We start from the raw sequence: 21,784 nt of genomic DNA on the forward strand, positions 1-21,784 counted from the left end.
ACTCAGTCACATCGAAGGCATTAGTTGCTTTTTAGGGTCCATAACAATGGGCTGCATCCAGGCGCAGACCTGCCACACGGGGCGCTGCCCGACCGGCGTGGCGACCCAGGACCCGGTGCGCCAGCGCGCGTTGGTGGTTCCGGACAAGGCCGACCGCGTGTTCAACTTCCATCACAACACGCTGCATGCGCTGAAGGAAATCATTCAGGCCGCGGGACTGAAGCATCCGGCGGAACTGCGCGCGCATCACATCGTGCGGCGCGTGTCGTCGCATGAGGTGCGTTTGATGTCGGAGCTGCTGAAGTATCTCGAACCGAACGATCTGCTCAACGGTCACTACCGCTACTCGCTGTTCGAGAAGTATTGGCCGGTGGCGCAAAGCGATTCGTTCTCGCCGAAGATGGAGCTGGCGGCGACCTGATCCGCCCGCCGACGCGCCCGGTACGACGCAGGGCCGCCACACGCGGCCCTTTGTCGTCTAAAGCACACTCGAACTCCCGTCCGACCCCGCAAAACGGACACCCCCCTCCCTTTCCGTTAAAATCTACGGTTTAGCACTTCGCTCCACGGCCGCCCGGCGCGCTTCGGCGCTCACGGCGCGGCCCCATGCCCGAAAGGCACTTCATGCTCACGTTTCAGCAAATCATCCTGACCTTGCAGTCCTACTGGGACAAGCAGGGTTGCGCGTTGCTCCAGCCGATCGACATGGAAGTCGGCGCGGGCACGTCCCACGTCCATACCTTCCTGCGCGCGGTCGGCCCCGAGCCGTGGCGCGCGGCGTATGTGCAACCGTCGCGCCGCCCGAAAGACGGCCGCTACGGCGAGAACCCGAACCGTCTGCAGCACTACTACCAGTACCAGGTGGTGCTCAAGCCTGCGCCGGAAAACATCCTCGATCTGTACCTCGGCTCGCTCGAAGCCCTCGGCTTCGACCTGAAGCAGAACGACGTGCGCTTCGTTGAAGACGACTGGGAAAACCCCACGCTCGGCGCCTGGGGTCTGGGCTGGGAAGTGTGGCTGAACGGCATGGAAGTGACCCAGTTCACGTACTTCCAGCAGGTCGGCGGCCTGGATTGCAAACCCGTGCTCGGCGAAATCACGTACGGGCTCGAACGCCTCGCCATGTATCTGCAGAAGGTCGAGAACGTCTACGACCTCGTCTGGACCGAATGGGAAGAACAAGGCCCGAACGGCCCGGAACTGCGTCGCCTGACTTATGGCGACGTGTACCACCAGAACGAAGTCGAACAGTCCACCTACAACTTCGAGTATGCGAACGTCGAGTTGCTGTTCTCGATCTTCAATAGCTACGAAGCCGAAGCGAAGCGCATGATCGAAGCGCAGATCGCGCTGCCCGCCTACGAGCTGGTGCTGAAGGCCGGTCACACGTTCAACCTGCTCGACGCACGCGGCGCCATTTCGGTCACGGAACGCGCGGCGTATATCGGCCGCATTCGTGCGCTGTCGAAGCTGGTCGCGCAGGCCTACTACGATTCGCGCGAAAAGCTCGGCTTCCCGATGCTCGGCAATCCGGTGCACAGCGTGCCCGGCCTCACGACCGACGAACAGGACGCCGCGATGCCCGCCTGGGCGCCGCCGCTGAAAGTCGAACGCAAGATCGACCAGGACTGACGAGAACATCAACACATGACTCAACCCCATCAAGCTACCCTGCTCGTCGAGCTGCTGACCGAAGAACTGCCGCCGAAGGCGCTCGCGCGTCTCGGCGACGCCTTCGCCGAAGGCATTGCGCAGCGCCTCGCGGCGCGCGACCTGGTCGAAGGCGAACTGTCGTTCGAACGTTATGCCACGCCGCGCCGCCTCGCCGTCACGATCAAGAACGTGCGCGCGGTTGCGCCGGAAAGACACGTGCGCGAAAAGGTGCTGCCGGTTTCCGTCGCGCTGGATAAAGACGGCCAGCCCACCGCGCCGCTCGCCAAGAAACTCGCCGCGCTCGGCTTCCCCGATTTTTCGGTGAACGACCTGGAGCGCGCGCAGGACGGCAAGGCCGAAGCCTTCTTTCTGCGCTACGCCGCGCCCGGCGCCACGCTCGCCGACGGCCTGCAAAACGCGCTCGACGAAACGCTCGGCAAGCTGCCGATCCCGAAGGTCATGACGTATCAGCGCCCGGACGGCACCAACGTTCAGTTCGTGCGTCCGGCGCATCGACTGACCGCGTTGCATGGCGAACAGATCGTGCCGGTGAGCGCGCTCGGCATCGACGCCGACGACACCACGCTCGGCCATCGTTTCCTCTCCGAAGGCTTCGTGCAGATCCAGCACGCGGACTCGTACGCCGAGACGCTGCTGCACAAAGCCCACGTGGTGGCGAACTTCGCCGACCGCAAGGCAACCATCCGCACGCATCTGCTCGCGCAAGCCGACGGCGACCAGGTGGTGATGCCGGAATCGCTGCTGGACGAAGTGACGTCGCTGGTCGAATGGCCGGTGGTCTACGCGTGCCGTTTCGAGGACGAATTCCTGCAAGTGCCGCAGGAATGCCTGATCCTCACCATGCAGACCAACCAGAAATATTTCGCGCTGACCGATGCGAACGGCAAGCTGCGCTCGCGCTTCCTGATCGTGTCGAACATCGAGACGTCCACGCCGGGCGATATCGTCGAAGGCAACGAACGCGTGGTGCGTCCGCGTCTGGCGGACGCGAAGTTCTTCTTCGAGCAGGACAAGAAGAAGCCGCTCGCGGACCGCGTGCCGTTGCTCGCGAACGTCGTGTATCACAACAAGCTGGGTTCGGCGCTGCAACGCGTGGAACGCGTCGAAGCGCTGGCCGGCGCGATCGCCGGATTGATCGGCGCCGACGTGGTGCTCGCGAAGCGCGCCGCGCGTCTGGCCAAGGCCGACCTGATCACCGACATGGTCGGCGAATTCCCCGAGTTGCAAGGCACGATGGGCACGTACTACGCGCGCCACGACGGCGAGCCGGAAGAAGTCGCGCTCGCGTGCTCGGAGCACTATCAACCGCGTTTCTCCGGCGACGCGTTGCCCTCCACGGCAACCGGCACTGTCGTCGCACTGGCCGACAAGCTGGAAACGCTGGTCGGCATCTGGGGCATCGGCCTGCAACCCACGGGCGAGAAAGACCCGTTCGCGTTGCGCCGTCACGCGCTCGGCGTGTTGCGCATTCTCGTCGAGAAGCAACTGCCGATCGATCTGGTCGAACTGCTGCGTACCGCTTACGCGCAATTCGCCGCGGTGCCGAACGTCGCCGATTCCACGCAAGCCATTTACGAGTTCAGCATGGACCGCCTGCGCGGTCTGCTGCGCGAGCGCGGCTATGCGCCGGGCGAAATCGACGCGGTGCTGGCGCTGAACCCCACGCGTCTGGACGACATCGTCGCGCGTCTGGATGCCGTGCGTGAATTCACGTCGCTGGCGGAAGCGGCCTCGCTCGCGGCGGCCAACAAGCGCATCTCGAACATCCTGAAGAAGTCGGAAGGCGCGGCGACCGGCGGCGTGCAGGCCACGCTGCTCATCGAAGCGGCGGAAAGAGCCTTGCATGCGCAACTCGAACAGGTCGCGCCGCGCGTGCAATCGCAACTGGCCGCACGCGACTACACGGGCGCGTTGACCGCGCTCGCCGCGTTGCGCGAACCGGTCGACACGTTCTTCAACGACGTGATGGTCAACGCCGAAGATCCGGCATTGCGCGCCAACCGTTTGGCCTTGCTCGGCGCACTGCATCAGCAGATGAACTGCGTCGCCGATATTTCCCGACTCGCCGCCTGAGCCCCGCGCCATGCCAACCAAAAAAGTGGTGATCCTCGACCGCGACGGCGTGATCAACGTCGACTCCGACGCGTTCATCAAGTCGCCGGACGAATGGGTCGCACTGCCCGGTTCGCTCGAAGCCATCGCGCGTCTGAACCAGGCCGGCTATCGCGTGGCGATTGCGACCAACCAGTCGGGCATCGGCCGCGGCCTGTTCGACATGAACGCGCTCAACGCGATGCATCTGAAAATGCATCGCATGGCGGCAGCGGTCGGCGGGCGCATCGACGCGGTGTTCTTCTGCCCGCACACGGCGGAAGATCATTGCGAGTGCCGCAAGCCTAAGCCCGGCATGTTGAAGATGATCGCCGAGCGCTTCGAGGTCGACCCGGAACATACGCCGGTGGTCGGCGACGCCATGCGCGATCTGCAAGCAGGCGCGTCGCTCGGCCATCCGACTCATCTGGTGCTGACCGGCAAGGGCCGCAAAACACTTGCGGCCGGCGGCTTGCCCGAAGGCACGATCGTGCACGACGACCTGCGCGCATTCGCACTCGACTTCCTCGCCGACGCTCAAGAGTGACGCGCGCCACGCGCGTCCCCATCCCTCACTGACCACGCCGATGCGCTTCATCCGTTCTTTGCTTCTGCTGATCTACTTCGTTCTGTTCACGGTGCCGTACGCGACTGCATGCTTCATCGCATTCCCGTTCATGCGCGCCGACAATCGCTACTGGATGGCCGCCGGCTGGTGTCGCGCGACGCTGCATACGGTGCGTTGGCTCAACGGTATCCGCTACAACATCGAAGGCTTCGAGAACCTGCCCAACGGTCCCGCCGTGCTGCTCTCCAAGCATCAATCGGCATGGGAAACGCTGGCGTTTCCGGCGCTGATGCCGCGGCCGCTGTGCTACGTGTTCAAGCGCGAACTGCTGTACGTGCCGTTCTTCGGCTGGGCGCTCGGCATGCTGAAGATGGTTCATATCGATCGCAAGGAAGGCAAGTACGCGTTCGAATCGGTCATCAAGCAAGGCAAGGCACGCATGGCGGAAGGCGCCTGGGTCATCATGTTTCCGGAAGGCACGCGCACGCCGACCGGCAAGCAAGGCAAGTACAAAACCGGCGGCGCGCGTTTCGCGACGGCCACCGGCGCGCCGGTCGTGCCGATCGCGCACAACGCAGGACGTGTGTGGCCTCGCAACTCGTTTCTCAAATATGCGGGTATAGTCACAGTGTCGATCGGCAAGCCGATCGACACGACGGGGCTCACGCCCGATGAAGTGAACACGCGCGTCGAACAGTGGATCGAAGCTGAAATGCGTCGCATCGATCCTACCGCGTACCGCGCGGCGGAAAGCAGTTCCGCCGCCGCACCAATCTGACGCGCCCACGCCCTCGAAGGCGTATTTGCGCGAAGCCGAATCCGATGCAGAAGTCTCCCACGCCACAGCCCGCTGCGGCGCTCGATAACCGGCAACTTGATCTCCCGCTCTTCGCCGAGCCGGGGTCGACGTCGTCGTCCCCTTCACCTTCCGCACCAACGCCCGGTGCTTCGCAGAGTTCGCCAGGCGGCCAGCAGCCGGCCGTGCCGCTTGCGCCGGATGGCAGCAAGTTGCGCAGCCTCGCGATCGGCTCACGCACGCTCCATTACGCGCTCAAGCGTTCGGCGCGCCGCTCGATCGGCTTTGCGATCGACAGCACCGGTCTGACGATCACCGCGCCGCGCTGGGTCACGCTCGCCGATATCGAAACCGCGATCACCGAAAAGCAGCGCTGGATTTTCACGAAGCTGATCGAGTGGCAGACGCGTGTCGAGCAGCGCGCGTTGCCGAAGGTCGACTGGAAAGACGGCGCCGAGGTGCCGTATCTCGGTCAGCCGGTGCGCGTGAAACTCGGCGCGCCGCAAGGCACGCTCGCATTCAGCGCGGAAGATGCGGCGTTGCAAGTGCCGCTGCCCTTGCAGGCGGATCCGCAGCAGATCAAGGATCGCGTGCAAGGCTGGCTGCAGGGTGAAGCGAAGCGCTTGTTCGGCGAGCGCCTCGCGATTTACGCGGAGAAACTGGGCGTGAACTATCGCGCATACGCGCTCTCGTCAGCGGCGACGCGTTGGGGCAGTTGTTCGAGTGACGGCAAGATTCGCCTGAACTGGCGGCTGATTCACTTCCCGCTTTCCATCATCGATTACGTGGTCGCGCACGAGCTCGCGCACCTGCGTGAAATGAATCACAGCCCACGCTTCTGGCAAACAGTCGAATCGATCTTTCCGGAATTCCGCGAAGCGCGCCAGACGTTGAAGTCGCATCCGCCGGAATTGCTGCCAACGCTTTGAGGCCTTCCTCACGCTTTGAATGAAACCGGCGCTTCAGCCTGAAGCGCCGGTTTGTCACGCACTGCCGCTCATTCGGAGCAGAAGGTTTCCTGCAGATGACGCCACGTCACCTTGCCATGCGCGTCGAGATCCATCACCGCCGTGGAGCGCCGCACGTTTGCGTTGCCGGCGTTGTCGCGCTGATACTCGCGATATTTCACCACCGCGCCTGACGGGTACTCAGCGACGATCTCCTTGTCGCGGATCGCGATTTGCGAGCCCGGACGCGCGCCGTGCAGCTTCGAGAAAATCTCGCGCAGGCCGGCGTGATCCAGCGCGATGCCCGATGTCATGACCAGCGTGAACTGCGGCGCGAAGCGCGCCATGATTCGCTGCAGCGCGCCTTCGTCCGCGGAACCGTCGAACAGGGCTTCGATTTCGACGTGGATCTCGTCGAGTTCTTTGAAGTAGGGATTGATGTTATTCATTGTTCGACCTCGCCCTGCCGCCTGCCTTATTTCTTCTTCTGGATGAACTCGATCTTGTAGCCGTCCGGGTCCGTGACGAAAGCAATCACGGTCGTGCCGTGTTTCATCGGGCCGGCTTCGCGCACGACCGTACCGCCTTGTGCCTTGATTTTGTCACATGCGGCGTATGCATCTTCCACTTCGACAGCGAGGTGGCCGAAGCCGGTGCCGAGGTCGTAGGTGGGCGTGTCCCAGTTGTGGGTGAGTTCGAGCACGGTGCCGTTGCGTTCATCTTCGTAACCGACGAATGCCAGCGTGAATTTGCCGTCCGGATAATCATCGCGGCGCAGCAGTTTCATGCCGAGCAGTTCGGTGTAGAAGGCGATCGAACGGTCCAGGTCGCCGACCCGGAGCATAGTGTGAAGAAGGCGCATTATGCACTCCCTGTTGCGTGGTAACGAGACCGTCAATGTACCCGGAATCCCGCGACGCTGCAGAGAGTGCCCTCGGTGAATCAGTACTCAGAATTGATGCCGCACGCCTGCCATCAAGCCGATCTGCGAACCCTTCTGCGCGAGCCCGACGCTGTTGACGCCCTGCAGTTGCGCGCCGATCAGGTCGCCGCGGTACAGCGAATAATCGCCTTCCAGATAGACGTCCGTGCGGCGGGACAGGTTGTAGTCGGCGACCAGTTGGTACTGCCACGCGGAGCCGTCCTGCGCGGCGGTTTTGCCGTCCTGCAGCGTGCGCCAGACGTTCGCGGCGAAATGCCACTTGTTGCTGACCTGTTGCGTGATGCCGCCCATGATCATGCGGCGCCGCGCAAAGTCCGTGTACTTGAGCGCCGCCAGCACGGGCGCGGTGAACGGCCCGTTGGCGAAATTCGAAAAGCCCGGGTCGTTCTGATTGACGATGTAGCCGGCGGAAAAGCGCGTGAGGTTCCACGTATACGAGCCGCCGAACGTCCACGTCTTCGCGGCCGCGCCGTTGACCGAATCTTTCGACACTTCGTACGCGCCGCCGACGCTGAACGGACCGCCTACCGGCTTATAAGCCGCGGCCGCGCCGATCTGACTGCCATAGGAATTGCCCGCGTTGCCACCGAACGCGTAGCCGGCCGCGAACGTGAAGCCGTTGTATCTCGCCTGATATTGCACCTGGTTGCTGGTCCAGATGCCGCCCGTCATTGTGATTTCAGGTTGAAAACTGAAGTCGTACGGGATCCAGGAATTGCTGCCGTAGCCAGCCACCGTAACGCCTTCGATCACGACGTTGTATTGACGGCCGAGAATGATCTGGCCGTACGAATCCGAACGCACGCCGACCTGCGCTTCATTGAAAAACGGCAGCGTGGGATCGCTTTGTCCGGTGTTGATATAGATGCGGTTTTCGAGTTTGAAGAAGGTAGACCAGCCGCCGCCGAGATCCTCGACGCCCTTCAGCCCCCAGCGGCTTTGCGTCATGCCGCCGGTGCCGAGTCCGATCGACGAATCGCCCGCCTTGTTGACGTGAGTCAGATAGCGCACGCTTTCGTCGACCACGCCGTACAGCGTCACGCTGGATTGCGCGTGCGCCATCTGACACCCCAACGACGCCAATGCCGCGGGCACCGCGGCCGCTGCCCACCTGCCTACGTTCTTCATGCCTTCTCCTCGTACAGGCTGCGCATCGCGCGGATAGTTCGTGCCTTGAATGTCCTGACGAAACGTTTGTGGCTGAACCTTATCGCGAAACGGCACCCGTGCGAAATTAGTCTGAAGCAGGTGTTGTTAAGTCAGCAAAAACGCTTGCCGGCTTGCTTTCGGCCCGTAAGAAGCACGCGTAGGCGGTGGGGTCATCGGCGGGCGGCTCGGGCAGGTTTGATATCGTACGGGCTGTTCCCGACTCGACCCACCCCATGAGCACCTCCGCCCTGCCCGCACGCCGCTCCCCGGATAGCTTCGCCATCCTGTTGATGATCGGCCTGTGCGCGATCTGGGGTCTCCAGCAAGTGGCGATCAAGAGCACCAACGCGACGCTGCCGCCGGTCTTTCAGGCGGGCGTGCGTTCGGCGATTGCGGCGGTACTGGTATGGGGCTGGGCGCGCTCACGCGGCACGCCGCTCTTTCGCGACGACGGCACCCTGGGCGCCGGCCTGCTCGCGGGCGTGCTGTTCGCGGGCGAGTTCGTGTGCATTTTTCTCGGCCTGACGCTGACCAGCGCGTCGCGCATGGCGGTCTTTCTGTACACCGCGCCATGCTTCACGGCGCTCGGGCTGCACTGGTTCGTCGACGGCGAGCGCATGCGGCGGATTCAGTGGCTCGGTATCGTCGTGGCGTTCGCGGGCATGTCGCTCGCCTTCGCGGACGGCTTCCTGCACGGCCACGCCGCGCGCGGTTCGCTGCTCACGGGTGTTGTGGGCGACGCGCTCGGTGTGTTGGCCGGCGTCGCGTGGGCCGCGACCACCGTGGTGGTGCGCGCCACGCGCCTCGCTCAATCGAGCGCCAGCAAGACGTTGTTCTATCAACTGACGGTCTCGGCCGTGGTACTCCTCGCGCTTGCGCTCGGGCTCGGCCAGGCGCATGTGGCCACCGTCACGCCGCTGGCAGTGGTGAGCCTCGCGTATCAGGCGGTGATCGTGGCGTTCGTCAGCTATCTGGTGTGGTTCTGGCTGCTGACACGCTATATCGCGTCGCGCCTGTCAGTGTTCTCGTTCCTCACGCCGCTGTTCGGCGTGACCTTCGGCGTGCTGCTGCTCGGCGAATCGTTCAGCCTGCGCTTTCTGATGGCCGCGGTGCTGGTGTTGACCGGCATCGCGCTGGTCAACGCACCTGCGAAGCGGGTGACGATCTAGAGCCTCGGCCCGTCAGAGCCCAAGCCGCAAGACTTAGGCTTTGGCCGCCACGATCTGCGCCACGCGCACGTACTCGGCCACCGGCACATCTTCGGCGCGACGTTGCAGGTCGAAGCCGAGCGCCTCGAAATCCACCGAATCGCGATACGCAGCGAGCGTGTTGCGCAACATCTTGCGACGCTGCGAGAACGCGGCCGTCACCACTTCGCCGAGCACGCGCTCGTCCACCGGCGCCAGTTCATGCAGCTCGTACGGAATCATCCGCACGATCGCCGAATCGACTTTCGGCGGCGGGTTGAACGCTTCGGGCGGCACGTCGAGTTGCTTGTCGATCACATAGCGATATTGCAGCATCACCGAAAGACGGCTGAACGCCTTGGTGCCCGGCTCCGCCACCATCCGCTCGACCACTTCGTTCTGCAACATGAAGTGCTGATCGATCACGCGATGCGCGAACGACGTCAGATGAAACAGCAGCGGGCTCGAAATGTTGTACGGCAGATTGCCGACAATGCGCAGCGACGCCTTGTCGCCGGGCGCGGCCAAAGAGCCGAAGTCGAACGCGAGCGCGTCGCCCGCATGCAGTTCGAGCAGGCCGCCGAATTTCGTCTTCAGACGGCCGATCAGATCGCGATCCAGTTCGACGGCGTGCAAGGGCGCTTCCGGCGTCGCCAGACGCTCGATCAGCGGTTCGGTGAGCGCGCCGAGGCCCGGCCCGATCTCGACCATACGCTCGCCGCGTTGCGGCCGGATGACATCGACGATCGAATCGATCACGCCCATGTCGACCAGAAAATTCTGACCGAAACGCTTGCGCGCGATATGACCCTGGTGCCGGCCCTGTTGCTGTCTGCTGGTGGACATCGAAGAAACGCTAAGAAAGAGAACTGCTTAAGAAAAGGAACCTGCTGAGCGGCGCGCGCTTGCTCGACATGTGCTCGCCATGCCGCATACATAGCTAGCGGCAGGATACCAGCGAGACGCCGCGCACAGGCCGCGCGACAGCGCCGAATCAGCCCGCGCGGCGGTGCTGCGCCATCGACACCGCCGTCTCGATCGCGGCGATCAGACTGCCCGCGTCGGCGCGGCCCGTGCCGGCCAGATCGAGCGCGGTGCCGTGATCGACCGAGGTGCGGATGATCGGCAAACCGAGCGTGACATTGATGCCTTCCCCGAACGTGGCGTACTTCAACACCGGCAGGCCCTGGTCGTGGAACATGGCCAGCACGCAGTCGGCCTCATCCAGATAGCGCGGCTGGAACAGCGTGTCGGCCGGATACGGACCGCGCGCGTCGATGCCTTGAGCGTCCGCGAGGTTCAGCGCCGGCGTGATGACTTCGATTTCCTCGCGGCCCAGATAACCGTTTTCGCCCGCATGCGGGTTCAGCCCCGTCACGAGGATGCGCGGCGCGGGCAAACCGAAGTGGTGCCGCAAATCGTGATCGATGATGCGCAGCGTTTCGACAATGCCTTCGATCGAAAGCGCGGCGGAGACATCCTTGAGCGGCAGATGCGTGGTCGCCAGTGCGACGCGCAACGGACGCTTGCCGGTGCCGGCCAGCATCATCACCACGCGCGGTGTGTGCGTGCGCTCGGCGAGATATTCGGTGTGGCCGGTGAAGGGCACGCCGGCATCGTTGATGGTGCTCTTTTGCAGCGGCGCGGTGACGATCGCGTCGAACGTGCCGGCTAGCGCGCCATCGATCGCGCTGTCGAGCAGATCGAGCACGTAGCGGCCGTTGGCCGCGTTGAGCTTGCCCGCGACGGCAGGCGCCCCGAGCGGCCGGTGTTGCAAGCGCACGCGCTTGCCATCCGCCACCAGTGCGCTCCAATCGACACCGACGGCACGCGCGCGTTCGGCGAGCAGGTCCGCGTCGCCCAACACGGTGAACTGCGCGTGGGGCCAATGCGCCGCCGCGCCCGCCAGTGCCTGCGCCGTCAATTCGGGGCCCACGCCGGCGGGCTCGCCGGTCGTGATCGCGATCTGCAATGGTGGGCGGGCGGACTGGGCGGCGCTTGTCATGACAGTTATTGCATGCTCGACTGAGTGGGCTTCACTTCCACGTACGCGGTATCGCGCAGTTCGCGTAACCAGTCGGCGTAAGCCTGTTCCGCCTTGCGCTGACCGATGGCCTGGCGCGCCAGATCCATCTGCTGCGAGACCGAACCTTCGGATTCGCGGCGGCCCAGCACCTGAATCAGGTGGTAGCCGTATTCGCTGCGAACCGGGTCGCTGATCTGGCCGTCCTGCAGGCTGTTCATGGCGCGCTCGAATTCCGGCACCGTCTCGCCCGGGCTGATCCAGCCGAGGTCACCGCCTTGCGACGACGAACCGTCTTGCGAGTAAGTGTGTGCGAATTTCGAGAAGTCGCCGCCCGAAGCGATTTCGCTCTTGATTTCGAGCAGCTTCTGACGCGCTTGCGGTTCCGACATGCCGTCGCCGACGCGCAGCAAAATGTGACGCACGTGCGTTTGCACGAGCTTCGGCGCATCCGAGCTGGCGCCCTGACCCGCGCGGCGATCGACCAGACGCACGATTTCGAAACCGTCGTTGGTGCGGATCAGATCCGGATTGACTTCGCCGGGACGCATTGTCGAAGCGGCCTTGACGAATTCAGGCGGCAGCTTGGACGGTGAAGCGAAACCCGTGTCGCCGCCTTTCGATGCATCCGGCGCCTGCGAATTGGACTTCGCCAGCTTTTCGAAGTTGGCGCCGCCCTTGGCTTCGGCGAGCAATGCTTGCGCCTTCTGCTGCGCCGCTTCGATATCCGTCTCCGACGCGTTCAGCGGCGCCTTGATGAAAATGTGCTGCAGATGCAGATCGCTCGTCAGGCCGGCGTTCGGGCCACGCTGACTGGCGATGTAGTTCGCGACTTCGGCGTCCGACACCGTGACCTTGCTGTCCACTTCCTTCTCGCGCAGACGCGAGAGCGTCAGTTCGGTACGCGCGTCGCTGGTGAACGTGCTCCAGGGCACGCCTTGCGCCTCGATGCGCGAGCGATACACGTCGAGCGACAGGTTGTTCGCCGCGGCAAGCCGTTCGAGCGTTTTTTGCACGGTGGCGTCGTCGATGTTGATGCCGTCTTCCTTGGCCTTTTGCAACTGGATGCGTTCCAGCACCATCTGGTTGAGCACCTGCTGGCGCAACTGGTCCATCGGCGGGACCGGCGCGTTCTGCTGGTTCAGGCGGCGGGTGATCAGGCTCATGCGTTCGTCGAGCTCGCGCCGCGTGATGACACCGTTGTTGACCACTGCGGCAATGGTGTCGACCGTCTGGCCGCTACTGCCGCCCAGCGCCTGCGCCTGCACCGGCGCAACCGACAGGAAAGACGCCGCGGCGGCAATACCGGCCGCAAGCGTTGCCAAGCGAAGCTTTTTCATGATTGCCACAGATACTCCAATGATGTCGGGCGCGCCTGGCCCGTCTTTTCGCACTTTATAAATGATGCGCCATTCGTCAAACGATGCGTCATTCGTAGTTGGTGAACCGCGACTCCGGCGGCGGCGGCGGCGGCAACGGCGTATAGCCCGCCACGCTGGCGCGGAATGCGGTCATCAGCCCGTTGTCGACGCTCGACAAGCCCTTGAACGTCAACTGCGCGAGGAACCGCGTGCTCGACTGATTCTGCCCCGAGGTGTTCAGACCGTTCGCGTAGCGCTGGATCCCGGCCCCGAGCGTCCAGCAGTCGGCGTCGTACTGCAGGCCGACCAGACCGTCGACGATCCGGTGGCCGCCCAGGTCGTAATTGAACCGGCCCACGCCGTACACCCGGTGCGTGAGCGGCCACTGGCCCGAAATCAGCACCTGATTGATCGGCTGGTTGTCCAGCGTGGTGTTCGCGCGCGTGTAGCGGTACGCGACGTTGATCACCTTGCCGGTGGCCGGACTGAACCCGAAGCCGACGCTCGTCTTCACCAACTGGTTGTTGTCGGCATTATATTGGAACGCCGTTTCCGAAGCGAAACCGGCGCCGAGCTTGAACGACGCCCCGGCGATCAGGTCCGAGTGCGTGGCCTGCGCGCTGGTCTGGGTAGGCTGCAGCGTGACGCGCTGGTCCTGGAAGTAATACTGCTGCGCGATCACGAATCGCGCCCGTTCGTCGCCCGTTGCCGCGTTGATGAAGCGCGTGGTGAGAGCAGCCGTCAGACGGTTCGCGTCGGCGATCCGGTCGTTGCCGACGAAGGTGTTCGGCGTGAAGATTTCCGCCAGCCCGAAGTCGGAGTCGGCGGTGTCGAACAGCGGCGCGGATTCCTGATTGCGGAACGGCGTGTACACGTAGTACAGGCGCGGCTCGAGCGTCTGGATGTAATCCTCGCCGAAGATCCGCACCGAACGGTCGAAGATCAGGCCCGTGTCGAACGACAGCGTCGGGATCGATTCGGTGAAATTCTTCGGCGTGCCGACCGGCACGTCGTCGCCGATATTGCGCAGGTTGTACGACGCAAAGTGCCACTGCACCTTCGGCGTGACGAAGTAACCCGGCCCGACTACCGAATACGAAATGTACGGGTTGAACATCACCCGCTGACCTTCGGTCATGTCCGCGGTGGTGATGCGGAAATTCGTGTAGTCGGCTTCCGCGCCGAAGTCGAAGCCGCCGACGTTGTACTTCGCGTACTTCACGTTCAACTGCGGCTCGCGGCCGTACGGCGCGACCGACGGCGTCAGCGTCTGCCAGTGCTGCTCGCGCGCGAGCACCGACCACGGGCCATTGTTGTAGGTCAACCCGGCTTCCTGTTGATACAGGAGCTGGGTGCCGTTCATGAACTGATTGACCGACGACGACAAATCTTCCGGATACGTGTTGTCCGAAACCTTGTTGTAGTAGATGTAGCCGCCGAACCCGTTGCCGAAGTTCTGGTTGTGCTGGATGTACAGCGCGTAGCGGTTGGTCTTGGTCAGATGGTCGTCCGGCAGGAACTCGCCGGTGATCGAGCCGGAATACGTGGGCGACAGGTAACGGAACGACGCCTGCGTCTGCACACCGCGTTTCGAGATCAGACGCGGCGTGAGCGTCAGATCGCGATTCGGCGCGATGTTGAAGTAATACGGCACCGACAGTTCGAAGCCGTTCGACGAACTCAGCGAGAACGTGGGCGGCAGAATCCCGCTGCGCCGCTCGCCCGAGAGCGGGAACGACAGCCAGGGCGAGGCGAACACCGGCACGCCCTGGAAGAACAGCACGCCGTTGTAGGCGACACCTTCGTCCGCGCCGGTGTCGAAATCGAACTCGCTGCCCTTGATGTACCAGGCCGGATCGTCCGCGCACGCGCAGGCCGTGTAGGTGCCCTTCGTGAAGACCGAGCGCTCGTTGTCGAGCAGGTCGACGCGCTCCGCGCTGCCCGAGCCACCGGTCACGTTGAAGTGGTACTTCGGCGCGGTCATGAAGCCTTCGCTCGAATCCACGCGCATGTGCGCTTCCGGGCCGACGAACGAATTGCCGTTGTTGACTACGTGGACCTGGCCGTACGCGTCGGCCATATCCGTATCCTGGTCGTAATGCAGCGCGTCGGCCTTGATCACGACCGTATTGCGCCGCACCTCGGCCGAGCCCTTGGCGGCCATGTCCTGGTCGGTGGTGCCGGTGGTCGTGTCGCCGAGCACGAACGTGGCCGGTTTCTGGCCCTGCTGCAACGGACGTTCTTCCAGCTGCGGGGCAAGCTGCATGCCCCAGGGCGCGTCGATAGGTTGCGGCTGCGCGGCTTCCCCCACCAACTGGGCGTGCGCAAGCGCGGGCATCAGGCCCGGAACGGCGATCAACGCCGCGACGAGCCGCCTTTTGCGCGGCACAACGGCACAAGAGGGAGTCGTTTGGGAAAGCTGTCTAGGCGGCATGTATCGTTTGGCGAATCGGCTCGTCCGTCAGCATCTGCAGTCACGGTCCACCGCCTGCACACCCCGACCGTGACAGTCGGCTGCACATCAATATTTACAATCTGTCGAACGATGAGGCGGGCGGTAAAGCGGAATACGCGAAAGCTGGCGTGAGCCGCGTCAAAAAAGTCGTGGGGTATTATATGGCAAGACGTTGCCCCTCTGAATTTGCCGCCGGTTTTCATGACGCTGCCCTCATCACAAGACTCCACCGATACCCGTCTCGAACTGCTCAAAGCCTGGCTGAAAGGCCACGTGGCGCGCTATGCGCTCGAGCTCGACACACTTGTCCCGGCTTCGTCCGACGCCAGTTTTCGCCGCTATTTCCGCCTGGCCGGTAAGGCGGCGGAAGGCGAAAGCAACGGCACGCTGATCGCCGTCGATGCCCCGCCGCCCGAAAAGTGCCGCGAATTCGTGCAGGTCGCGCAGTTGCTCGCGGCCGCCGACGTGCACGTGCCGCGCGTGCTGGAGGTCGATTTCGAGGCCGGCTTCATGCTCGTCACCGATCTGGGCACGGCTTCGTACCTCGGCGCGCTGACCGAAGCGCAAAACGCGGACGACCCGCGCCGTGCCCGTGCGCTGATGCGCGACGCGCTCGACGCGCTGATCCGCTGGCAACTCACCTCGCGCGAAGACGTGCTGCCGCCGTTCGACGAAGCCTTCCTGCGCCGCGAGATGGAGTTGATGCCGGAGTGGTTCCTCGGCCGGCATCTGGGCCGCGGGACGGACGAAAAAGCGGACGAAAAGGTACGCGGCGTGCTCGATCGCACGTTCGCGCTGCTGATCGCGAGCGCCCGCGCGCAGCCGCAGGTGTTCATGCTGCGGGACTTCATGCCGCGCAATCTGATGCTCGCCGCCGAGCCGAATCCGGTGAACCCGGGCGTGCTGGACTTCCAGGACGCGGTGTACGGTCCGATCACCTACGACGTCGCCTCGCTGTTGCGCGATGCGTTCCTGAGCTGGGACGAAGAGTTCGAGCTGGATTGCTTCGTGTACTACTGGGAGCGGGCGAAAAAAGCCGGCCTGCCGGTCGATCCTGATTTCGGCGAGTTCTACCGCCAGATCGAATGGATGGGTCTGCAACGGCACATCAAGGTGCTGGGGCTCTTTTGCCGGATCAACTATCGCGACGGCAAACCGCACTACATGAAGGATCTGCCGCGTTTCATCGGCTATGCGCGCAAGGTTGCCGAGCGCTATGCACCGCTGCGTCCGTTCGCGAAGCTCCTCGACGATCTCGAGGGCCGCGCGAACGAAGTCGGCTACACCTTCTGACCGATGACGATGTCCCTGAAGAAAGCGATGATTTTCGCCGCGGGCCGCGGCGAGCGCATGCGTCCGTTGACCGACACATGCCCCAAGCCTTTACTCGACGTGGGCGGCAAGCCGCTGATCGTGTGGCAGATCGAACGGCTCGCGCTTGCGGGCTTTCGAACCATTGTGATCAACCACGCGTGGCTCGGCGAGCAGATCGAAGCCACGCTCGGCGACGGCTCGCGCTGGCAAGTCCAGTTGCGCTACTCGGCCGAGAACGAGGCGCTGGAGACCGCGGGCGGCATCGTGCAGGCGTTGCCGCTGCTGGAGGATGACGGCGCGAGCGAAGTGTTCGTCGCGGTCAGCGGCGACGTGTACGCCGACTTCGATTACGCCACGCTGAATGTACACGCCGAAAGATTGCGGGCCTTGCGCGAGCCGGGCATGCATCTGGTGATGGTGCCGAACCCGGCGTTTCATCCGAATGGCGACTTCGGTCTGGTTGGCGGCGCGCTCTCGCTCGACGCCCGACCACGGTTCACGTTCGGCAACATCGGGCTGTACGACACGCGCATGTTCCGCGATCTGCCGCGCGGCACGCGGCGCGCGCTCACGCCGTATTACCGCGACACGATCGGACGCGGTCTCGCGAGCGGCGAGTTGTATGAGGGCTTGTGGGAGAACGTCGGCACGCCGGCGCAGTTGGGCGAGCTCGATCAGCGTTTGCGCACGCGTTGAGCGCGACGCGTTCGGCGCCAGAATTTCGCATCACGCTGCATTGCCGAGCGACAACGCAAAAAACCACCGCACAAGTTTTATTGCCCACCCTCTCCCGCACCCACTGCTTCCACCGCCTCCGGCGCCTCGGCCGCGCGCTGCTGCTGCAACGCCCACATCTGCGCGAACAGGCCGTTCGCGCGCAGCAGTTCCGCATGCGTGCCGCGCTCGATGATCCGCCCTTTGTCCATCACGATGATCTGCTGCGCGTGCACCACCGTCGAAAGCCGGTGCGCGATGATCAGCGTCGTGCGCTCGCGGGCGATCTGATCGAGCTCATGCTGAATCGCGCGCTCGGAACGTGAATCGAGCGCGGAGGTCGCTTCGTCGAACAACAGGATTGGCGGATTCTTGAGGATGGTCCGCGCAATCGCCACGCGTTGCTTTTCGCCGCCGGACAACTTCAGGCCACGTTCGCCGACCGGCGTTTCATAGCCTTTCGGCAGCCCTTCGATGAACTCGTGAATATGCGCCGCGCGCGCCGCCGCGATCACTTCCTCGCGCGTTGCCGAGGGACGGCCGTAGGCGATGTTGTAGTAGATCGAATCGTTGAACAGCACCGTATCCTGCGGCACGATGCCGATCGACGCGCGCAACGAATCCTGCGTGACGTCACGAATATCCTGACCGTCGATGGTGATCGCGCCGCCCGTCGCGCGGTCAAGATCGTAGAAGCGGAACATCAGCCGCGCGAGGGTCGATTTGCCCGAACCGCTATGGCCGACCACTGCGGTGGTGGTGCCCGCCGGAATCGTGAAGCTCACGTCGTGCAGAATCTGGCGCGCCGGTTCGTACGCGAAGTTCACGCGCTCGAAGCGCACCTGCGCGCCGTTCACGCGCAGCGCGGGCGCGCCTTCCAGGTCGGGCACTTCCCGCGCGGCGCCGAGCAGCGTGAACATGCGGTCCATGTCGGTGAGGCTTTGCTTCAACTCGCGATACACCACGCCGAGAAAATTCAGCGGAATATAAAGCTGCAGCATGAAAGTGTTGATCAGCACCAGATCGCCGAGCGTGAGACGCCCGGCCATCACGCCTTGCGTGGCGCGCCACAGAATGAACACGAGCCCCGTGCCGATAATCGCCTGCTGCCCGAAGTTCAGCGCCGACAGCGAGCGCTGCGACTTGATCGCCGCCGTGCGATAGCGTTTGAGGTTTTCGTCGTAACGGCTCGCTTCCCACTCTTCGTTGCCGAAGTATTTGACTGTCTCGTAGTTCAGCAGCGAATCGATCGCGCGTGAGTTCGCCTTCGAATCGAGATCGTTCATTGTGCGGCGAAAATGCGTGCGCCACTCCGTGACCTTCACCGTGAAGACGATGTAGACGGCGAGCGCAATGAACGTGACCACTGCGTAATACGCCTCGTACTTGACGACGAAAAAGCCGAGCACGAGCCCGACTTCGACGAGCGTCGGCAGAATGCTGTAAAGCGAGTACGAGATCAGTTGCGTGATGCCGCGCGTGCCGCGCTCGATGTCGCGCGACATGCCGCCCGTCTGCCGTTCGAGGTGAAAGCGCAACGACAGCGCATGCAGATGGCGGAACACTTTCAGCGCGAGTTGGCGCACCGCGCTTTCGGTCACCTTCGAAAACAGAATCTCACGCAGTTCGGTGAACAGCGACGTGGACAGCCGCACCACCGCATACGCGACCACCAGCAGGCCGACGCCGCCCAGCAATACGATGGCCGGCGAATCGTGAGCACGGCCGAGCGCGGTGAGATGCTGCACCGAGGCGAGGCTGTCGACGATCCGCTTCATCACGATCGGCACGCCGAGGTTGGCGACCTTCGCGCCGATCAGGCAGCTCAGCGCAAAACCGACCCGCCATTTATACGTGGCGAGATACGGCAGCAGCGACAGGATCGTCTGCCAGTCGTTGCGCGGCTGGGTGGAGATCGGCGAGGGTTCGGACGAGGGCGTGCGGCGCATGGAGATCGGCTGGGGAGAGTGTGGAGATGCCGGAGTTCGCAGCGGCGCGGCGACCGCGGCATGCCGGCTCGGCATACTGCTTTTGGTCGCGCGACCCGGCTGGGCGCTTTCCCGTACAATTCCTGATCTTTCTATTGTCGCAGAAGCCGGCTGGCGCCGCTTTTCATGGGTTGGCCCGCCGTGGGTGGCACGTTGGCCGCGCGGTGCGTGCCGTACCGTTGTCGTGAAATGCCCCGCCTGCCGGTCGAGCCGACCGAGCCAACACGTTTCTCAAGGGTGCCCCGATGACCGATATTCTTCAACTCCCGCAAAAGCACTGCGCGCTGCGCGTGGTGCCGCAGCCTTCGGACGCGAACGTCCACGGCGACGTGTTCGGCGGCTGGATCATGGCGCAAGTGGACATTGCCGGCTCGATTCCGGCAAGCCGCCGCGCCAACGGGCGGGTAGCGACCATCGCGGTCAATTCGTTCGTGTTCAAGCAGCCGGTGTTCGTCGGCGATCTGCTGAGCTTTTACGCGGACATCGTCAAGACGGGCAATACGTCAGTCACGGTGGCGGTCGAGGTCTACGCGCAGCGCATGAGCCTCACCGAAGATCTCGTGAAGGTCACCGAAGCCACGCTGACCTACGTCGCCACCGATAGCGACCGGCGCCCGCGCGCGTTGCCGCTGCTGGATTGAGCGGGTCGCGGTAAAAAAACGAGGCGCCGCGGCGCCTCGGTTTCTTCAGGCTTGGTATAAGGTCACTGGCTCCGCCCATGACCTGGTGCGAGCAGCGAAAATCGGGCGCAACGCCGCGTGAATCGGTGCTTCGTGGTTCCCAGCGCAGTCTGAGTCGGGAATTACGAATATATCCGACCGAAACGCCCGCGCAAATCGATTACGCGCACGATTCCGCGCTAACCCGCACGACTCGAGACCGCAGGCGCGCCGTTGCTGCGCAGATAAGCGTCGACCTGCCCTTCGATCCACTGCGCGAAATGCGCCTGCGAGGCATTGAGCATTTCGCGTTGCTGCCAGACCAGCCAGTAGGGATAACGGTACGGCACGCGGATATCGGTGATCTGCACCAGCTCGCCACGCGCCAGCGCATACGCGACCAGGCTGCGCCTTTCGAGCGCGACGCCCTGGCCTTGCAGCACGGCGCCGATCACGATATTCGAGTCGTTCGCCGACAGCACCACGGCTCCCTCGGCCGGCTCCGCCACCTGAGCTGCCTGACACCAGTCATGCCACGGCGTATCGGGACTCGAGAGCAGCGGACAGGCCAACACGTCCTCGGCGGTGACGGGCAAGCGGCCATGCGGCGCCAGTGCGAAATGCGGAGCGGCGACCACCACCATCTCGTCGTCGAACAGTTTCTGTTGCGCGACGTCGGGCCAATGCCCCTGCCCCATGCGGATGCCGATGTCGCTCGCGCCCTGGCGAAAATCCTCGACCTGCAAGCTCGTTTGCAAGCGGATCCGGTAGTACGGATGCGCGTCGCGAAAACTGGCGAGGCGCGGCACGAGCCAATGCTGAGCGAACGAAGGCAAGGTGGTGATCACCAGTTCGCTCTCATGTGGGCGCGCCTGTGCGCGGCGTGTCGCATGGGTGATGTCGCGCAGCGCCATGCGGATGTCGAGCGCGTAGAGCCGTCCTTCCTCGGTCAGCCGCAGCCCGCGCGCCGCACGCATGAAGAGCGCGACGCCCATCGAATCTTCCAGCACCTTGATCTGCTGGCTCACCGCCGAGTGCGTGACATGCAACTCGCGCGCGGCCTGCGTGACGCCGCCCAGGCGAGCGACGGCCTCGAAACAGCGCAGCGCGGTCAACGGCGGGATCGGCTTCATGTAAGAAATTCTGACGTAAATCGTCGTTAATTGTCGCTTTTTTTGCAGTGCGGAGATGCTTAATCTATCGGTTCGATGCGCCCTGCCCCATGTAGGCAGGGGAACCACGCGGCCACGAGGCTCGGGCGCGCCATGATAGATGTTCTAACGGGAATGAGATGAAACTGATCGGAATGCTGGATTCGCCCTACGTACGCCGGGTCGCTATCTGCCTCAAGTTGCTGAAGCTCGACTTCGAGCACGAGTCGATCTCGGTGTTCAGCACCTACGACCAGTTCGCGAGAATCAACCCTGTCGTCAAGGCGCCCACGCTGATCGCCGACAACGGGCAGACCGTGATGGACTCGACGGTGATTCTCCAGTACCTCGCCACGCTCGCCGGGCCGAACCAGCGGCTGTTGCCGACGCGGCCCGACGCCGCCTTGCGCGCCGCCCGCCTCACGGGCCTCGCGCTCGCCGCGTGCGAGAAGAGCGTGCAGATCGTCTACGAACGCAATCTGCGGCCGGCGGAGAAGCAGCATGAGCCGTGGGTGGATCGCGTGAGCACGCAGTTGTTCGCCGCTTACGCCGAACTCGAACGCGAGCTCGCGGCGGCGGCGCTGCCGATCGAAGCCAGCCAGTTCGACGCAGCCGACGTCACCGTGGCGGTCGCCTGGCACTTCACGCAGATGATGCTGCCGGGGATGGTCAGCAAGACGGAGCATCCCTTCCTGCAGTCGTTCTCCGAACTGGCGGAAGGTCTGCCGGTTTTCCTGGACACACCGGCAGAGTAAGCGCCGCCG

Annotated in this window: 19 protein-coding genes and 1 pseudogene; 11 read left to right on the top strand and 9 right to left on the bottom strand. The window is 63.7% G+C overall.

Features of this window, described 5'->3' with window-relative positions; all coding sequences use genetic code 11:
- Nucleotides 1–46: 46 nt before the first annotated feature.
- The 6 genes and pseudogenes from B0G74_RS17165 to B0G74_RS17190 form a co-directional block, all read left to right on the top strand.
- Nucleotides 47–421 (top strand): annotated as a pseudogene (locus B0G74_RS17165) (glutamate synthase-related protein); the annotation flags it as partial.
- Nucleotides 422–624: 203 nt separating this feature from the next.
- Complete coding sequence (gene glyQ, locus B0G74_RS17170; protein ID WP_132376982.1) at nt 625–1,632, top strand: glycine--tRNA ligase subunit alpha; 1,008 nt, start codon at nt 625–627, stop codon at nt 1,630–1,632.
- Between the two features lie 15 nt (nt 1,633–1,647).
- Nucleotides 1,648–3,747, top strand: coding sequence for a glycine--tRNA ligase subunit beta (gene glyS / locus B0G74_RS17175; RefSeq protein ID WP_132376041.1), 2,100 nt, complete (start codon nt 1,648–1,650; stop codon nt 3,745–3,747).
- Between the two features lie 10 nt (nt 3,748–3,757).
- Nucleotides 3,758–4,312, top strand: a complete 555-nt coding sequence (gene gmhB / locus B0G74_RS17180) for a D-glycero-beta-D-manno-heptose 1,7-bisphosphate 7-phosphatase (protein WP_132376042.1) — start codon at nt 3,758–3,760, stop codon at nt 4,310–4,312.
- Between the two features lie 40 nt (nt 4,313–4,352).
- Nucleotides 4,353–5,111: a lysophospholipid acyltransferase family protein gene (locus B0G74_RS17185; protein WP_132376043.1), complete on the top strand. Its 759-nt coding sequence runs from the start codon at nt 4,353–4,355 to the stop codon at nt 5,109–5,111.
- A 44-nt stretch (nt 5,112–5,155) separates the two neighbouring features.
- Entirely contained in the window at nt 5,156–6,058 is a 903-nt protein-coding gene (locus B0G74_RS17190; protein ID WP_132376044.1) for a SprT family zinc-dependent metalloprotease, read from the top strand.
- A 68-nt stretch (nt 6,059–6,126) separates the two neighbouring features.
- Here B0G74_RS17190 and B0G74_RS17195 read toward each other — a convergent pair whose 3' ends face one another.
- From B0G74_RS17195 to B0G74_RS17205, 3 genes are all read right to left on the bottom strand, one after another.
- A complete protein-coding gene (locus B0G74_RS17195) occupies nt 6,127–6,525 on the bottom strand; it encodes a hypothetical protein (RefSeq protein WP_132376045.1) in 399 nt (132 codons plus the stop codon).
- Between the two features lie 26 nt (nt 6,526–6,551).
- Entirely contained in the window at nt 6,552–6,938 is a 387-nt protein-coding gene (gene gloA, locus B0G74_RS17200; RefSeq protein WP_132376046.1) for a lactoylglutathione lyase, read from the bottom strand.
- 87 nt (nt 6,939–7,025) lie between these two features.
- The gene (locus B0G74_RS17205; protein ID WP_132376047.1) at nt 7,026–8,147 is read right to left on the bottom strand and encodes a porin; all 1,122 of its coding nucleotides are present in this window, start codon (nt 8,145–8,147) and stop codon (nt 7,026–7,028) included.
- Between the two features lie 254 nt (nt 8,148–8,401).
- Here B0G74_RS17205 and B0G74_RS17210 point away from each other — a divergent pair, with 254 nt between their 5' ends.
- Nucleotides 8,402–9,337, top strand: coding sequence for a DMT family transporter (locus B0G74_RS17210; protein WP_132376048.1), 936 nt, complete (start codon nt 8,402–8,404; stop codon nt 9,335–9,337).
- Between the two features lie 33 nt (nt 9,338–9,370).
- Here B0G74_RS17210 and rsmA read toward each other — a convergent pair whose 3' ends face one another.
- The 4 genes from rsmA to B0G74_RS17230 all read right to left on the bottom strand — a co-directional run bounded on the left by rsmA (nt 9,371) and on the right by B0G74_RS17230 (nt 15,173).
- A complete protein-coding gene (gene rsmA, locus B0G74_RS17215) occupies nt 9,371–10,201 on the bottom strand; it encodes a 16S rRNA (adenine(1518)-N(6)/adenine(1519)-N(6))-dimethyltransferase RsmA (protein ID WP_132376049.1) in 831 nt (276 codons plus the stop codon).
- Nucleotides 10,202–10,349: 148 nt separating this feature from the next.
- Entirely contained in the window at nt 10,350–11,360 is a 1,011-nt protein-coding gene (gene pdxA, locus B0G74_RS17220) for a 4-hydroxythreonine-4-phosphate dehydrogenase PdxA (protein ID WP_132376050.1), read from the bottom strand.
- 5 nt (nt 11,361–11,365) lie between these two features.
- The gene (locus B0G74_RS17225) at nt 11,366–12,727 is read right to left on the bottom strand and encodes a peptidylprolyl isomerase (protein WP_132376051.1); all 1,362 of its coding nucleotides are present in this window, start codon (nt 12,725–12,727) and stop codon (nt 11,366–11,368) included.
- Nucleotides 12,728–12,806: 79 nt separating this feature from the next.
- Nucleotides 12,807–15,173, bottom strand: coding sequence for an LPS-assembly protein LptD (locus B0G74_RS17230; RefSeq protein ID WP_132376052.1), 2,367 nt, complete (start codon nt 15,171–15,173; stop codon nt 12,807–12,809).
- Nucleotides 15,174–15,395: 222 nt separating this feature from the next.
- On the opposite strand from B0G74_RS17230, the gene B0G74_RS17235 reads away from it, so the two are divergent.
- Nucleotides 15,396–16,487, top strand: coding sequence for a phosphotransferase (locus tag B0G74_RS17235; RefSeq protein ID WP_132376053.1), 1,092 nt, complete (start codon nt 15,396–15,398; stop codon nt 16,485–16,487).
- Between the two features lie 3 nt (nt 16,488–16,490).
- Complete coding sequence (gene murU / locus B0G74_RS17240) at nt 16,491–17,204, top strand: N-acetylmuramate alpha-1-phosphate uridylyltransferase MurU (RefSeq protein ID WP_132376054.1); 714 nt, start codon at nt 16,491–16,493, stop codon at nt 17,202–17,204.
- A gap of 77 nt (nt 17,205–17,281) precedes the next feature.
- Here murU and B0G74_RS17245 read toward each other — a convergent pair whose 3' ends face one another.
- Nucleotides 17,282–19,171: an ABC transporter ATP-binding protein/permease gene (locus tag B0G74_RS17245; protein WP_132376055.1), complete on the bottom strand. Its 1,890-nt coding sequence runs from the start codon at nt 19,169–19,171 to the stop codon at nt 17,282–17,284.
- Between the two features lie 284 nt (nt 19,172–19,455).
- On the opposite strand from B0G74_RS17245, the gene B0G74_RS17250 reads away from it, so the two are divergent.
- The gene (locus B0G74_RS17250; RefSeq protein WP_132376056.1) at nt 19,456–19,851 is read left to right on the top strand and encodes an acyl-CoA thioesterase; all 396 of its coding nucleotides are present in this window, start codon (nt 19,456–19,458) and stop codon (nt 19,849–19,851) included.
- A gap of 218 nt (nt 19,852–20,069) precedes the next feature.
- On the opposite strand, the gene B0G74_RS17255 is transcribed toward B0G74_RS17250, so the two are convergent.
- Complete coding sequence (locus B0G74_RS17255; RefSeq protein WP_132376057.1) at nt 20,070–21,002, bottom strand: LysR substrate-binding domain-containing protein; 933 nt, start codon at nt 21,000–21,002, stop codon at nt 20,070–20,072.
- 158 nt (nt 21,003–21,160) lie between these two features.
- On the opposite strand from B0G74_RS17255, the gene B0G74_RS17260 reads away from it, so the two are divergent.
- Nucleotides 21,161–21,775 (top strand): glutathione S-transferase family protein, encoded by a 615-nt coding sequence (locus B0G74_RS17260; RefSeq protein WP_132376058.1) that lies wholly within the window; start codon nt 21,161–21,163, stop codon nt 21,773–21,775.
- The last annotated feature ends 9 nt before the right edge of the window (nt 21,776–21,784 follow it).

The sequence above is a fragment of the Paraburkholderia sp. BL9I2N2 genome (genome assembly GCF_004339745.1).
Taxonomy (GTDB): domain Bacteria; phylum Pseudomonadota; class Gammaproteobacteria; order Burkholderiales; family Burkholderiaceae; genus Paraburkholderia.